Raw genomic sequence first — 14,094 nt, forward strand, 5'->3', positions numbered from 1 at the left:
GCGAAAGGCGCGGCGAATGGCGGCCTATGAGCGCATTCTCCTGACGGGTGGAACCGGCTTCGTCGGCTCCCATCTCGCCGCCGCGCTGAGTCTCGCCTTTCCGGACGCCCGGCGCGTCATGCTGTCCCGGCCGGGCGAGCCGGGCGCGCATCCGGCCTTCGAGCAGGCGGTCGCCGACATTCTGGACGAACAAGCGGTCGAGCGGCTCGTCGCCGAGCTTCGCCCCGATCTGGTCGCCCATCTCGCCGGACAGGCGTCGATCGGAGAAGCCGCCCGAACGGCCGAGCCGACTTGGCGGGTCAATTTCCACGGCGCCTTCAGCCTCGGCGCGGCGGTCGCCCGCCATGCGCCGGAGGCGGCGGTGTTGTTCAGCTCGACGGCCGCCGCCTATGGCGCGAGCTTTCGCGACGGCGTGCTGACCGAGGAGGCGCCGCTGCGTCCCATGGACGTCTACAGCCGCTCGAAGGCCGCCGCCGAGACCGCGCTCGCCGATCTGCTCGGCCCGCGCGCCCGCCTCGTCGTCGCCCGGCCGGTCAACCATTCCGGGCCGGGGCAGCGCAGCCGCAATTTCGTCCTCTCCTCCTTCGCGGCGCAGATCGCGGCGATCGAGGCTGGAAAGGCCGAACCGCGTTTGAAGGTCGGCGATCTGTCCAAGGCCCGCGACTTTCTCGACGTGCGCGACGTCGTCGACGCCTATATGCGCCTGATCCTGAAAACGCCGGACCTGCCCGGCGGCGTCTCGACCTTCAATATCGCCAGCGGAGAGGCGCGCGCCATCGGTTCGCTGCTCGAGGAATTGCGCGCCCTGTCGCGGGCGTCCTTCGTAGTCGAGACCGATCCGAAACTGCTGCGGCCCTCGGCGACGGACATCGCCAGCGTCGCCTGCGACGCCTCGAAACTCACGGCCGCGACGGGCTGGCGGCCGCGCTTCCCGCTTCGCGACATGCTGCGATCGCTGCTCGACGAATGGCGGGCGGCGCAAGCGGACGGGCGGGCATGAGCGGCGATCCGGCGCCGGAAAGGGACGCGGCGGCCGAACGCATCCGGCTGCTCGAATTCCAGCTCGATCATCTGCGCGCGGAGCTTCTGCATCTGACGCATGAGCGCTACCGGATGATCTATTCGGTCTCCGGCCACATCTACCGATTTTTGCGTCCGATCGAGCAGCGTCTCGCCGACGCCGGCGCGACGGTCGCCGCCCGGTTCCGGCCCGGCGCGGCGCAGACGCCGCCGCCCGAGGCCGCGCCCGCGCCGTCCGCGCCCCTGCGGACGGCGCTGCCCGCCCGGCGACTGCTCATCGACGTCACCGGCACGGCGAAGCGGGACGCCGGCACCGGGATCCAGCGCGTGGTGAAGGAAGTCGTGCGCGCCTGCGCGGGCGCCGCCTTCGACATTCCCGTTCTCGCCGCGCGCTGCGAAGACGGCCGCGTCTACACGGCGCACGCCTTCACGGCCGCTTTGGGCGGGGCCGAGACGGGGCCGGACCGGGAAATCGCCGTCGGGGCCGGCGACCGTTTCCTGATGCTGTCCGACAGCTGGAACGCTTTCGAGACGCTGGCGCCGGTCTTCGGCCGCATCCGCGCCGAGGGCGGCGAGATCGTCAGCTGCGTTTTCGACCTGATCCCCGAGCTTTATCCGCACGCCTGCCATGAGGCGACGGTGCCGCGCTATCGGGCCTGGCTGCGCAAGGCGCTCGTCGAGAGCGACGCCTTCCTCGCCATTTCGCGCACCGTCGCCGAGGAGCTCGCGGACTATGTCGCCGCGAGCGGCCTGCCGCATCGGCCGGGGTTGAAGATCGGCTGGTTTCATTGCGGCGCGGACCTCGCCGTCCCCGCGACCCAGGCGCCGCGGGAAAAGATCGCCGCGGCGGTCCGGGGGCCCTCGCCCGCCTTTCTGATGGTCGGCACGATCGAGCCGCGCAAGGGCCATCGCGTGGCGCTCGACGCCTTCGACGCCCTCTGGGCCGGCGGGATGGACGCCCGGCTCGTCGTCGTCGGACGGCGCGGCTGGTTCGAGGAAGCGATCGTCGCCGCAATGCAGGGTCATCGCGAATTCGGCAAGCGGCTCTTCTGGTTCGACGACGTCGACGACGGCGAACTGTCCTATCTCTACGATCGCGCCGGCGCCCTGATCTTTCCCTCTTACGCCGAGGGCTTCGGCCTGCCGATCGTCGAGGCGGCGCTGCGCGGGCGCCCGGTGATTTGCAGCGACATCCCGGTTTTTCGGGAGGTCGGACGCGAGGGCGCGGCGTATTTCCGCGTCAACGACCCATCCGCTCTCGCCGCGGCGATCCAGGACTTTCTCTCCGGCGCGCGACAGGCCGATCCGTCGCGGACGCTGCGCGCCTCCTGGGCCGACGCCGCGCGCCGCATCGTCGAGGTCGTGGCGCGCGATGAATGGCTGCGTCGCCTGCCCTAAAAGCGTGCTGCGTCGCAGCATTCGGCTTCAGCCGGGGATTGTTTCCGCGCGGCGCCAAAGCATGTTAGAGAAGCGGCAATCGGTCGCGGACATTCCGGTCGCTTCCCCAAGCGGCGGTGTCGCGGCTTTTCGCTTGTTTCGCGGGCCCCTCGCGGGCGCCGCCGACCTGGGGACAGACAATCAATGGCGCTCAATATTCCATTCGTGAACGATCCGACGCCCAGAACCTTCCTGAAGATGCTCAATCTGGAGGCGTCGCAGCTTTCACTTCCCGAATCCCAGAACCTGATGAAGGGCGCGCTCGCGGCCTATGTCGTGCTGCAGGCCGGCGCGCAGTTTTTCTCGCATTCGCTCGTCGTCAGCATCTTCTACGGCCTTGCGAGCGCGGGCGTTCTCTATGGCGCGACATTCTATTTGCTGCGCTATCTTCAGCAGGAGCAGAAGTTTGTCAAAACGCTCAGCGCGCTCGCCGTCATGGGCGCCGTGGCGGCCCTCGCCTACATTATCTTGCATCTGATCGTCGGCGTCGCCCTGCCGCCGCCGCTCCCGACCGAGAGGCTCGCCCGCTTCCTGCTCTTCCCGATCATCGTCTGGACGGCGTTCATGTACGCGTTCCTGTTCCGCCATGTGTCGCTGCGGCCGATTCCGGCCTTCGTCACGGCGTCGCTTTACGTGATCGCGATCGAAGTGGTGCTCTCCGCGATCAAGTTCTGAGCCGCGAGCCGCTCGGGGCCCATATCGCGAATTTCGGGAAGCGGCGTCCGCGAAGCGGGCGCCGTTTTTCTTTACGCGCCGGACGCCGCCTAAAGATTGTCGAAACCATGGTCGCGAATTAAGCGCGCATTAAGCATGATCGCTCATTCTTCCTTCATTCCCGCGCCGCGCCCCCGCGCCGGCCGGCGCCCGAGCAAGGAAGACAGCAATGGTTCGCCCGTTTTTGCGCGCCCGCGCGACGATCGCCACCGCGCTTTTCGGCGCGTTTCTCGCGCCCGCGACGCAGGCCGCCGACATGCCGCTCCCGATAGAGGCGCCGCCGCCGCTCGAAGGTCCGGTGGAATGGGGCTCCAACTGGTATTTGCGCGGTCAAGTCGGCGCGGCGGACCAGAACATCTCCACGATCGACGGCATGCGCCTGCAGACGAGCTGGCCGTCCAACTGGACGCTGGGAATTGGCGGCGGCTACAAATTCAACGACTGGTTCCGCGCCGATCTGACCATCGATTATCAAAAGCTCTGGTCGCGCAGCGGCGTGCAGCCGTCGATGCCCTGCTTTATCGTGACGGGCGGCGGCGGAGGCGGCGTCATCAGCAATGGCGTAATGCCCTTCACCTGCGCGCCGACCGTCAACAACAACAACGAGTCGATCTCGTTCTTGGCCAATCTCTATCTCGATCTTGGAAACTTCGGCGGCTTCACGCCCTACATCGGCGCCGGCGCCGGCGCGAATGTGCTGATCCAGCGCCATTACGTCGCCTGGACGCCGGCGCTCTATCCCTACGGCCTCTCTGTCACGCACAATGGCGATCATGTGAGCTTCGCCTATGCGGCCATGGCGGGCGTCAGCTACGACCTCGACGAACACTGGAAGATCGACCTCGGTTACCGCTGGGTCAACCTCGGCCGCATCCAGGGATATGACATCTTCAACAACCGCGTCTCGCGCGATCTTATCAGCAACCAGTTGCGGCTGGGCTTCCGCTACATGATCGACTGAGGCGGGCGTCGCACGCGGGTTCCGCCGCTCTAGGCGCGCGGCGGCGGCGATGTTAAACAACCGGCCGGCCGGCCCTCGGGCCCGGCCGGATTTCATTTTCGCGCGCCGCGCGCCTCATCCGGATCGCCGCCTCATGACTTCTCTCGATGTTCTCGGTATCGGCAACGCCATCGTCGACACAATTTCCCGCGCCGAGGACGATTTTCTTGCCGCCAATGGACTCGCCAAGGGCTCCATGGCTCTCGTGGACGAGGCGCGCGCGGCCGCGCTCTATGAGAAAATGGGGCCGACGACCGTCATTTCCGGCGGCTCCGCCGCCAACACCATGGCGGGCCTCGCAGGACTCGGCGCCAAGGCGGGCTTCGTCGGCAAGGTGAAGGATGACGAGGCGGGCCGCGAATTCACCCACGACATCCGCAAGGCGGGCGTGGCCTTCGACACGCCGGCCGCGACGGACGGGGCCGCCACCGCGCGCTGCCTCATCTTCGTGACGCCGGACGGCCAGCGCACGATGAACACTTTTCTCGGCGCCTGTCAGGCGCTCGCGCCCTCGGACATCGACGAGGCGCGGGTCGCGGAGGCCAAGGTGCTCTACATGGAGGGCTATCTGTGGGATCCGCCGGGCGCCAAGGAAGCCTTTCTGAAAGCCGCCAGGGTCTCCCGCGCCCATGGCCGCAAGGTGGCGCTCACCTTGTCCGACTCCTTCTGCGTCGACCGCTATCGCGGCGAATTCCTCGCGCTCATTCGCGAACGCGTCGTCGACATCGTCTTCGCCAATGAGAGCGAACTGCATTCGCTTTACGAAACCGCCGATTTTGACACGGCGCTCACGGCGTTGCGCGCGGAGAAAGATCTGCTCGGCGTCGTGACGCGCTCGGAGAAGGGCTGCGTCGTGGCGAATGGCGACAGCCTGATTTCGGCGCCGGCCTTTCCGGTCGAGGAAGTCGTCGACACGACGGGCGCGGGCGACCTCTTCGCGGCCGGCTTCCTCGCGGGCTATGCGAAAGGGCTGCCGCACGAGAAGAGCGCCGCGCTCGGCGCGCTGGCGGCGGCCGAAATCATCTCGCATGTCGGCGCGCGTCCACAGAAGGATTTGCTGCAGCTCGCTCGAGACAACGGCCTGCTGGCCTGAACGAAGCCACTATTGGGAGGAAACAGGATGCGCGCTTTCACCAAGGCTGTCGTCGCGGCGTTCGCCGCCGCCGCTTGCGCCGCCGCCATTGCGCCGGCGGCCGTTTGCGCTCAGGAGACGACGCTCACCGCGAGCGGCCTCAAATACACCGACGTCAAGGTCGGCGCAGGCGCGGAGGCGAAGCCCGGCAAAACCGTGTCCGTCCATTACACGGGCTGGCTCTACAACAACGGCCAGAAGGGCAAGAAATTCGACAGCTCGCGCGACCGCGGCGAGCCTTTCGACTTTCCGCTCGGCGGCGGCCAGGTCATCCCGGGCTGGGACGAAGGCGTCGCGGGCATGAAGGTCGGCGGCAAGCGCACGCTGATCATTCCCCCGGCGCTCGGCTATGGCGCGGCCGGCGCCGGCGGCGTCATTCCGCCCGGCGCGACGCTTCTCTTCGACGTCGAGCTGCTGGGCGTGAAGTAAGGCGCGCCGGCCAACCTCGCGGACGGTTGACAAAGCAACGCCTCGTACGACTAAAGTGCATCAGGCGATGGGGTTCGCCTTGTAACCGCCCTTGGGGCTGATGACTCCTGCGATCGTCTGCATGGCGGGAGTCTGCATGAAACCTTTTTCTACGTCCAAAATCTGTCCGTTGATTTCAGGCGCCGGCGAAAAGCCTGTCAACGCCGCCCTGGCGCCCGTCGTCGCGGGAGGCGCGCAATGACTCCGATCTGGGCGCAAGTCGCTTTCGTTTTCGCGCTCGCCCTCGGCGCGAGCGTTCTGGCCAGCCGTTTCCGTCTCTCCACGGCTTTGGTGGAAATCCTCGTCGGCCTCGGCGCGCGCGCCGTGCTCGGCCTTGCCGGCTATGAGACGTTCTTCGCCGTCCAGGAGCCCTGGGTGAAGACGCTCGCCGGAATCGGCGCGATTCTGCTCACCTTCCTCGCCGGCGCCGAACTCGATCCGGACGTCTTCAAGCGGCAATGGAAAGAGGCCGCCGCCATCGGCATGGCGAGCTTCCTCATCCCCTCCGTCGCCTGCTGGGCGGCGGCGCATTATCTCCTCGGCTGGGACTCTTCGCCCGCCCTGCTCGCCGGCATCGCGCTCGCCGCCACGTCCGTCGCCGTCGTCTATACGGTGATGATGGAGTATGGCTTCAACCGGACGGATTACGGCAAGACCATCCTCGCCGCCTGCTTCATCACGGATCTCGGCACCGTCGTCACGCTCGGCCTGGTGTTTTCGCCCTTCACCTGGAAGACGCTCCTCTTCGTCGCGGCGCTCGGGGGAGCCTTCGTTTACCTGCCGAAAATCGTCCCGCTCGCCTTCGCGCGCTTCGGCGGCCGGCCCTCGGAATTTGAGGCGAAGTTCCTGCTCCTCGCGCTGATGGGGCTTGGCGCGCTGGCCACCTGGGCAGGGAGCGAGGCGGTGCTGCCGGCTTATCTCGTCGGCATGGCGCTGGCCGGAACCGTCGGCCGCGACGCCGCGCTGATCAAGCGGCTGCGCGCCATCACGATCGGCCTGCTCACGCCCTTCTATTTCATCCGCGCCGGCTATTTCGTCTCGCTGCCGGCCGTCGTCATGGCGCCTGTCGGCGTGATCGTCTTCGTCGCAGCGGAGATGTCGAGCAAGATCGTGAGCGTCTATCCGGTCGCGCGCGCCTTCCGGTCGCCGCACAAGGACGCGATGTACACGACGCTGCTGATGGCGTCGGGCCTGACATTTGGCACCATATCCGCGCTTTTCGGCCTCTCCAACAAGATCATCGACGAGGCCCAATATTCGACGCTCGTCGCCGCCATCATCGGCACGGCGGTGATTCCGACGCTCATCGCCAACAAATACTTCCTGCCGCGGCATCATCTGCCGAAGGATGAGGCCGCCGAAACGGAGGCGCTGGAGACGTCCGAAACGCGTTCCTGAGGCGCGTCAGGGCTGCTCCATCAGCTCCTCCGCCTCAAGTTCCTCGAGGGTCGGAGCCGGCTCCGGCTTGACGGCCGGCGGCGCCGGCCGCGCGAGCCAGACGACAGCCGCGAGCACAAGGAAGACGCTCGCGCCAAAAAGAAAAGCGTCGCCGAGGCCGAGCAGCAACGCCTGCTGGCGAACAAGGCGGGCGACCTGCGCGCGGGCGGCCGCTTCGCTCATGCCGGTCGCCTGAAGCTTGTCCATGAGCTGGGGCAGCAAATCCAGCGAGGGAAACCGGCGGCCGCCAAGCTGGTCCGCCAGCCCAAGCTGGTGGAATGGCGTGCGGCGAAACTGCATGACGCCCTGCCAGGTGATGCCGAAGGCCCCGAAGGCAGTGCGCAACATCGCGAGCTCCTCCGCCGCGCGGACGAGCTTGGGGCCGCTCAGCCCTTGCACGGCGATCGCTGCGGGCGGCGCGAAGAAGGTCGCGAGGAACAGGCCGAAAAACAGCATCGGCGTGGCGATCTGATCGAAATAAGCGATTTTGTCGTATTTCGCGAGCCATGTCAGCGTGATCGCAAATCCGACGAAATTCAGCGACGCCAGATAGCGAAGATCGACTTGTTTAACCAGGAGGTGCACCACTGAAATGAGCGGCACGGCGAAAATGGCCATGAGGAGATAGACAGCCCCCGCGAGCGAGGACGTATAACCGAGGAGCAACTGAAGCTGCCCGACGAAAACCGACAGCGTGCCCTGTATGACGAGAAACCCGGCCACCGAGCAAAAGGTCGCGACGGCGTAATTGCGATGGCCGAAAAGGCGGATGTCGATCACGGGGTGCCGTTCGCCGAGTTCCCAAACGATAAAGACCGGCAGCGTCACGACCACAATGACGAGAAGGAGCGTCAACAGGGGCGAGCCGAACCAGTCGAAATCATTGCCCATGTTCAGGATGGTCTGAAAACAGATCAGCACGGTCGCAATCAGGAAAAACCCGATTGCGTCGAATCGCGTCACGCGCGGCTTAACCCCGCGGCCATAGAGCAGCGCGCCGACCACGCCGGCGATCGGCAGGCCGAGAATGACGTTCGAATAGAACAGCATCCGCCAATTGACATATTCGGCCCAGAAGCCGCCCATGAAAACGCCGAGCGTGAAGGGCGCCATGCTGAGCACGGCCCACCAAGCGACGCCGTAAGTCCTATATTTCTCGGGAATTTCGCCGAGAGCCAGGGCCTGCCCCACAGGCAGGATGACGCCGCCCGCAAGGCCAAGGGCGATCCGCATCGGCACGAAGAACCAGATCGTTTCGCTCGACGCGCAGGCGATAGAGAAGATCGCATAGACGACGAAAGCAGCAGGGTAGACGCGATGATCGCCGAAACGCGCCGAGAGCCAGCGCGCCAGCGGCAAGCCGAGCACGATGCCCATCATATGGTCGGTCGTGCCCCAGGTGCCATAACTCGGCGTCACGCCCTGGAGGCTGCCGGCCGCATAGGGAGCCAGCACCGTATAGCCCGGCACGTTGGAGAGCGCGATGACATTGCCGACCGCCAGCGCCAGATTGAAGAGCAGAAAGCGCCAGCCCGTCAGCTTTTCGTCCGCGAAGGCCGTCATGCGCCAGTCTCACGAAACCCGCAGAATACGGAGCCGCGAATCGATTCTGGAACATGGATGCGAATCAAGGCGGACTCCCGACGTGCGGATGCGAGCAGGAGTCATCGGCCCCAAGGGCGGTTACAAGGCGAACCCCATCGCCTGAAAAAATTCTAGACAAGGGGCGCGCCGCCTTGTCAACCGGCCGCGGGGCGATCCGTCGTTTTTTCGCGCGGCATGCGGCGTTGTGGCCTCTTTTGGGGTCTTCCCCGATGGCGCCGGAAGGGTCATCATCGTCGCATGGCGGGCGGCTGGCTTCGCAGTTGCTGGCGGCAAGGCCGAGCTTCTCTCCCCGCCGGACCACTCGGATCAATTGCTGCTCATGACAAAACCCAATTGGCGGGCGGACCCGGACGCGGTCGCGGCGATCGTCGCGGCCCGCCACGGCGATCCTTTCGCGCTGCTCGGCCTGCACGAGACGGCGGCGGGCTATGTGATTCGCGCCTTCGTTCCCGGCGCCGAGACAGTGTCGGCCCAGACGCCCGAGGGGCGCCGCCTCGCCTCTCTCGAGCGCGTTCATCCCGAGGGTTTTTTCGAAGGCCTGACGCCATTGTCCTCCCGCGCGCCCTACCGCCTCGCCGCCGCCGGCGGCGGCGCCGAATGGACCTTCGCGGACCCTTACGCCTTCCCGCCCTATCTCGGCCCGCTCGACGACTACCTCCTCGTCGAGGGCGCGCACCAAAGGCTCTACGAGCGGCTCGGCGCCCATGCCGTGTCCCATGAGGGAGTCGAGGGAACGAATTTCGCCGTCTGGGCGCCCAACGCCCGGCGGGTTTCGGTCGTCGGCGATTTCAACCAGTGGGACGGCCGGCGCGCGCAAATGCGCAAGCGCGTCGACAGCGGCGTCTGGGAGATTTTCATCCCCGGCGCCGGCGCCGGCGCCGTCTATAAATTCGAGATCGTCGGGCGCGACGGCGATCTCCTGCCGCTCAAGGCCGACCCCTTCGGCTTCGAGGCGGAGTTGCGCCCCTCCACGGCCTCCGTCGTCGCCTCGACGGCGCCTTACGAATGGGGCGACGCCGTTCACATGCGCACGCGCGCCGAATGCGATCCGCGTCGCGCGCCCATGTCGATCTACGAGGTTCACCTGCCCTCCTGGCGCAAGGCGGAGGGCTGGCGCTTTCTCAGCTACGACGAACTCGCTGATCAGTTGATCCCCTATGTCGCGGACATGGGCTTCACCCATATCGAGCTTCTGCCGGTCAACGAGCATCCGCTCGACGCCTCCTGGGGCTATCAGCCCATTGGCCTCTTCGCGCCGACGCGCCGCCATGGCGATTCGTATGGCTTCAAGCGCTTCGTCGACCACGCCCATCAAGCGGGCCTCGGCGTCATTCTCGACTGGGTGCCGGCGCATTTCCCGACCGACGAACACGGCCTCGCCCGCTTCGACGGCGGGCCGCTCTACGAACATCCCGACCCGCGCCGCGGCTTCCATCCCGACTGGAACACGGCGATCTACGACTACGGCCGCCGCGAGGTGGCGAATTTCCTTATCGCCAGCGCGCTCTTCTGGCTCGACCGCTTCCATATCGACGGGCTGCGCGTCGACGCCGTCGCCTCCATGCTCTACCTCGATTACTCGCGGAAGGCGGGGGAATGGGCGCCGAACCCAGACGGCTCCAACGACAACCGTGACGCCGTCGCCTTTCTGCGGAAATTCAACGAACTCGTCTATGGGCTCTATCCGGGCGTCGTGACCATCGCCGAGGAATCGACCTCCTGGGGCGGCGTGACGCGGCCAACCGACGCGGGCGGGCTCGGCTTTGGCTTCAAATGGAACATGGGCTGGATGAACGACACGCTGCGCTACATGTCGTCCGATCCCGTCTATCGCAAATGGCGGCACAACGAGCTGACCTTCGGCCTCCTCTACGCCTTCGCGGAGAATTTCGTTCTGCCGCTCTCGCATGACGAAGTCGTGCACGGCAAAGGCGCGATCGTATCGAAAATGCCGGGCGACGAGTGGCGGCGCTTTGCGGGCGCGCGCGCCTATTATGGCTTCATGTGGGGCCATCCGGGCAAGAAGCTTCTTTTCATGGGCCAGGAGTTCGGCCAGACGAGCGAATGGAATTACGCCGCCGAACTGGACTGGCGGCTTCTCGATTACGCACCGCATCGCGGCCTGAAACACTTCGTGCGCGATCTGAATCGCCTCTATCGCAGCCGCGAGGCGCTCCACACGCGCGACTGCGAGAGCGACGGGTTCGAATGGATCGTCGTCGACGACGCCGACAGCTCCGTCTTCGCCTTCGCCCGCTATGGCGCGGACCGCTCGAAGGCGGTCGTGGTCGTGTCGAACTTCACGCCCGTGCCGCGCCGCGCCTATCGGCTCGGCCTGCCCCGCGCCGGTCGCTGGCGGGAAATCCTCAATTCCGACGCGACGGCCTATGGCGGCTCCGGGGTGGGGAACCTCGGCGCGATCGAGGCGCGCGCGCAAGGTTTCGCTGGCTTTCCCGCGAGCGCGGACATTCAAGTCCCGCCGCTCGCCACTTTGTTCTTCGAATTCGAAAGCGATGGTCTACAATGAATGTCGAATCGCATCTGACGCGGACAGGATGTGACTGATGGCCGCCTATGACAACGCGCCGCTCGCGCGCTACGCCATGGCCTATGTTCTCGCCGGCGGCCGCGGCTCGCGGCTCATGGAGTTGACCGATCGGCGCGCCAAGCCGGCGGTCTATTTCGGCGGAAAATCCCGCATCATCGACTTCGCGCTGTCGAACGCGCTCAACTCCGGCATCCGCCGCATCTGCGTGGCGACGCAATACAAGGCGCACAGCCTCATCCGCCATTTGCAGCGCGGCTGGAGCTTTTTCCGCACCGAACGCAACGAGAGCTTCGACATTCTTCCCGCAAGCCAGCGCGTGTCCGAAGATCACTGGTATCTCGGCACGGCCGACGCCGTCTTCCAGAACCTCGACATCATCGAAAGCTACGATCCGAAATATATCGTGCTGCTTGCGGGCGATCACGTCTACAAGATGGATTACGAGCCGATGCTCCAGCAGCATGTGGATCAGGGCGCTGACGTCACCATCGGCTGCCTCGAAGTCCCGCGCGCCGAGGCGTCGGGCTTTGGCGTGATGCACGTCGACGGCCACGACCGCATCATCTCTTTCGTCGAAAAGCCCAAGGACCCGCCCGCCATGCCTCATCGGCCCGACCGCGCGCTGGTGAGCATGGGGATCTATGTCTTCGAGGCGAGGTTCCTTTACGACCAGTTGCGGCGCGACGCCCTCGACGCGGGCTCCACACATGATTTTGGCAAGGACATCATCCCCTATATCGTGAAGCACGGCAAAGCGGTCGCGCATCACTTCTCGCGCTCCTGCGTGCGCGCGGCGAGCGAACAGCACGCCTATTGGCGCGACGTTGGAACGGTGGACGCCTATTGGGCGGCGAATATCGACCTCACCGATTTCGTGCCGCAGCTCGATCTCTATGACCGCAACTGGCCGATCTGGACCTATGCGGAAATCACGCCGCCCGCGAAATTCGTGCACGACCAGGTCGGGCGCCGCGGACAGGCGCTCTCGTCGCTGGTCTCCGGCGGCTGCATCGTTTCGGGCTCGACCCTGCGGCGCTCCCTCCTTTTCACGGGCGTTCGCGTCAACTCCTACGCCACGGTCGAAAACGCCGTGATCCTTCCCTATGTCGACGTCGGCCGTTCGGCGAGATTGACGAATGTCGTCGTCGACCGCGGCGTGCGCATCCCCCAGGGCCTCGTCGTCGGCGAGGACCCCGAACTCGACGCTAAGCGCTTCCGCCGCAGCGAACAGGGCGTTTGCCTCATCACGCAGCCGATGATCGACAGGCTGGCGATATGACGCGCCTTCGCGTTCTCGCCGTCGCCTCCGAAATGGCGCCGCTCGTCAAGACCGGCGGTCTCGCCGACGTCGTGGGCGCGCTGCCTGCGGCGCTCGCCGCGCAGGACGTCGAAACGCGCACGCTCATTCCCGGCTATCCGGAAGTTCTCGCCGCGCTTGGCCATGGCCAGACGGTCCTTTCCTTCGACGATCTCTTCGGCGGCCCGGCCTGGATCCACGCCGGCCGCTTCGAGGGCGCGCATGTTTATGCGCTCGTTGCGCCGCATCTCTATGCGCGCGAAGGCGGTCCCTATTCGGACAAGGAGGGCGTCGATTATCCCGACAATGCGTTCCGCTTCGCCGCGCTCGCCTGGGCGGGCGCGCAGATCGCGCAAGGCGCGGTCGCGAAATATGCGCCGGACGTTCTGCATGCGCACGACTGGCAGGCGGCGCTGGCGCCCGCCTATCTGCATTATAGCGGCAAGCCGCGCCCGGCGACCGTCGTGACGGTGCACAACATCGCCTTCCAGGGCCAATATGCGAAGGAATTGCTCGACGCGCTGCGCCTGCCGGCCGAGTCCTTCCACATGGAGGGCGTCGAGTATTACGGCGCCATCGGCTTTCTCAAGGCCGGCCTGCAATTGTGCGACCGCATCGCCACCGTTTCGCCGAGCTATGCGCTGGAGATCGAGACCGGTGAATTCGGCATGGGCCTCGACGGGCTGCTGCGCGCGCGCGCCGAGGTCGTGAGCGGCATTCTCAACGGCGTCGACGAAACGATCTGGAACCCGGCGAAGGACGCCCGCATCGCGGCGCCCTATGACGTGACGAAGCTCGCCGCGCGCGGCAAGAACAAGGCGGCGCTTCAACGCCGCATGGGCCTCGCGCAAGACCCGGACGCCTTTTTGCTCGGCGTCGTCAGCCGCATGTCGTGGCAGAAGGGCCATGACATGATGCTTGCCGCGCTGCCCGCGCTCATGTCGCGGCATGCCCAATTCGCGCTGATCGGCGCGGGCGACAAACATCTCGAGGAGGCGTTTCTCGCCGCGCAGGACGCCTATCCCGGCCGCATCGCCGTGACGATCGGCTACAGCGAGGACATGGCGCATCTCATTCAGGCGGGCGCCGACGCTTTCCTCGTTCCATCGCGTTTCGAACCTTGCGGCCTCACCCAGCTTTACGCCTTGCGCTACGGGGCCGTGCCGATCGTTTCGCGGGTCGGAGGTCTGAGGGACACGATCATCGACGCCAATGAAATGGCGATCCAGGCCGGCGTTGCGACCGGCTTCCAGTTTTCACCGCCGACGGCCGAGGCGCTCGCCATCGCGCTCAGACAGGCGGAGCATCTCTTCAGGGACAAGGAAAATTGGCGCAAACTGCAATTGAACGGCATGAAGACCGACGTTTCCTGGCGTCATCCCGCCGAACGCTACGCCGCGCTCTATCGCGAGGCGATCGCGGCGCGCGCGTGACTG

At 66.0% G+C, this 14,094-nt stretch carries 11 protein-coding genes and 2 riboswitches; of the genes, 10 read left to right on the forward strand and 1 reads right to left on the reverse strand.

Annotated elements, in window-relative coordinates:
• The first annotated feature begins 16 nt into the window (after positions 1 to 16).
• From ACV959_RS00245 to ACV959_RS00275, 7 genes are all read left to right on the forward strand, one after another.
• A complete protein-coding gene (locus ACV959_RS00245; RefSeq protein WP_475737933.1) occupies positions 17 to 1,000 on the forward strand; it encodes a GDP-mannose 4,6-dehydratase in 984 nt (327 codons plus the stop codon).
• Positions 997 to 2,418, forward strand: coding sequence for a glycosyltransferase family 4 protein (locus ACV959_RS00250; RefSeq protein WP_475737934.1), 1,422 nt, complete (start codon positions 997 to 999; stop codon positions 2,416 to 2,418). The genes ACV959_RS00245 and ACV959_RS00250 overlap by 4 nt, the downstream gene beginning before the upstream one ends.
• Before the next feature lie 183 nt (positions 2,419 to 2,601).
• Entirely contained in the window at positions 2,602 to 3,132 is a 531-nt protein-coding gene (locus tag ACV959_RS00255; protein WP_475737935.1) for a hypothetical protein, read from the forward strand.
• 208 nt (positions 3,133 to 3,340) lie between these two features.
• Positions 3,341 to 4,132, forward strand: coding sequence for an outer membrane protein (locus ACV959_RS00260; protein ID WP_475737936.1), 792 nt, complete (start codon positions 3,341 to 3,343; stop codon positions 4,130 to 4,132).
• Between the two features lie 133 nt (positions 4,133 to 4,265).
• Positions 4,266 to 5,264, forward strand: a complete 999-nt coding sequence (locus tag ACV959_RS00265; protein WP_475737937.1) for an adenosine kinase — start codon at positions 4,266 to 4,268, stop codon at positions 5,262 to 5,264.
• A 27-nt stretch (positions 5,265 to 5,291) separates the two neighbouring features.
• Positions 5,292 to 5,732, forward strand: coding sequence for an FKBP-type peptidyl-prolyl cis-trans isomerase (locus ACV959_RS00270; protein WP_475737938.1), 441 nt, complete (start codon positions 5,292 to 5,294; stop codon positions 5,730 to 5,732).
• Positions 5,733 to 5,786: 54 nt separating this feature from the next.
• Positions 5,787 to 5,849, forward strand: a riboswitch (Fluoride riboswitch).
• A gap of 120 nt (positions 5,850 to 5,969) precedes the next feature.
• Positions 5,970 to 7,169 (forward strand): cation:proton antiporter, encoded by a 1,200-nt coding sequence (locus ACV959_RS00275; RefSeq protein ID WP_475737939.1) that lies wholly within the window; start codon positions 5,970 to 5,972, stop codon positions 7,167 to 7,169.
• Between the two features lie 6 nt (positions 7,170 to 7,175).
• Here the strand turns inward: ACV959_RS00275 and ACV959_RS00280 are convergent, their stop codons facing one another.
• A complete protein-coding gene (locus ACV959_RS00280) occupies positions 7,176 to 8,771 on the reverse strand; it encodes an MFS transporter (RefSeq protein WP_475737940.1) in 1,596 nt (531 codons plus the stop codon).
• A gap of 88 nt (positions 8,772 to 8,859) precedes the next feature.
• A riboswitch (Fluoride riboswitch) is annotated at positions 8,860 to 8,922 on the reverse strand.
• A 210-nt stretch (positions 8,923 to 9,132) separates the two neighbouring features.
• Here ACV959_RS00280 and glgB point away from each other — a divergent pair.
• From glgB to glgA, 3 genes are read left to right on the forward strand one after another with little or no spacing between them, the layout of a single operon-like run.
• A complete protein-coding gene (gene glgB, locus ACV959_RS00285) occupies positions 9,133 to 11,340 on the forward strand; it encodes a 1,4-alpha-glucan branching protein GlgB (protein ID WP_475739717.1) in 2,208 nt (735 codons plus the stop codon).
• A 37-nt stretch (positions 11,341 to 11,377) separates the two neighbouring features.
• Positions 11,378 to 12,640 carry a glucose-1-phosphate adenylyltransferase gene (gene glgC / locus ACV959_RS00290; RefSeq protein WP_475737941.1) on the forward strand — a complete coding sequence of 421 codons (1,263 nt, stop codon included), beginning with the start codon at positions 11,378 to 11,380 and terminating at the stop codon, positions 12,638 to 12,640.
• On the forward strand, positions 12,637 to 14,091 hold the full coding sequence (gene glgA, locus ACV959_RS00295) for a glycogen synthase GlgA (protein WP_475737942.1): 1,455 nt from the start codon (positions 12,637 to 12,639) through the stop codon (positions 14,089 to 14,091). Before glgC ends, glgA begins: the two co-directional genes overlap by 4 nt.
• Positions 14,092 to 14,094 lie beyond the last annotated feature (3 nt).

It is taken from the genome of Methylocystis sp. Se48 (genome assembly GCF_056269425.1).

Coding starts and splice junctions, on each gene's coding strand:
- ACV959_RS00245 (WP_475737933.1), top strand. CDS start 17: ATGGCGGCCTATGAGCGCATTCTCCTGACGGGTGGAACCGGCTTCGTC.
- ACV959_RS00250 (WP_475737934.1), top strand. CDS start 997: ATGAGCGGCGATCCGGCGCCGGAAAGGGACGCGGCGGCCGAACGCATC.
- ACV959_RS00255 (WP_475737935.1), top strand. CDS start 2,602: ATGGCGCTCAATATTCCATTCGTGAACGATCCGACGCCCAGAACCTTC.
- ACV959_RS00260 (WP_475737936.1), top strand. CDS start 3,341: ATGGTTCGCCCGTTTTTGCGCGCCCGCGCGACGATCGCCACCGCGCTT.
- ACV959_RS00265 (WP_475737937.1), top strand. CDS start 4,266: ATGACTTCTCTCGATGTTCTCGGTATCGGCAACGCCATCGTCGACACA.
- ACV959_RS00270 (WP_475737938.1), top strand. CDS start 5,292: ATGCGCGCTTTCACCAAGGCTGTCGTCGCGGCGTTCGCCGCCGCCGCT.
- ACV959_RS00275 (WP_475737939.1), top strand. CDS start 5,970: ATGACTCCGATCTGGGCGCAAGTCGCTTTCGTTTTCGCGCTCGCCCTC.
- ACV959_RS00280 (WP_475737940.1), bottom strand. CDS start 8,771: ATGACGGCCTTCGCGGACGAAAAGCTGACGGGCTGGCGCTTTCTGCTC.
- glgB (WP_475739717.1), top strand. CDS start 9,133: ATGACAAAACCCAATTGGCGGGCGGACCCGGACGCGGTCGCGGCGATC.
- glgC (WP_475737941.1), top strand. CDS start 11,378: ATGGCCGCCTATGACAACGCGCCGCTCGCGCGCTACGCCATGGCCTAT.
- glgA (WP_475737942.1), top strand. CDS start 12,637: ATGACGCGCCTTCGCGTTCTCGCCGTCGCCTCCGAAATGGCGCCGCTC.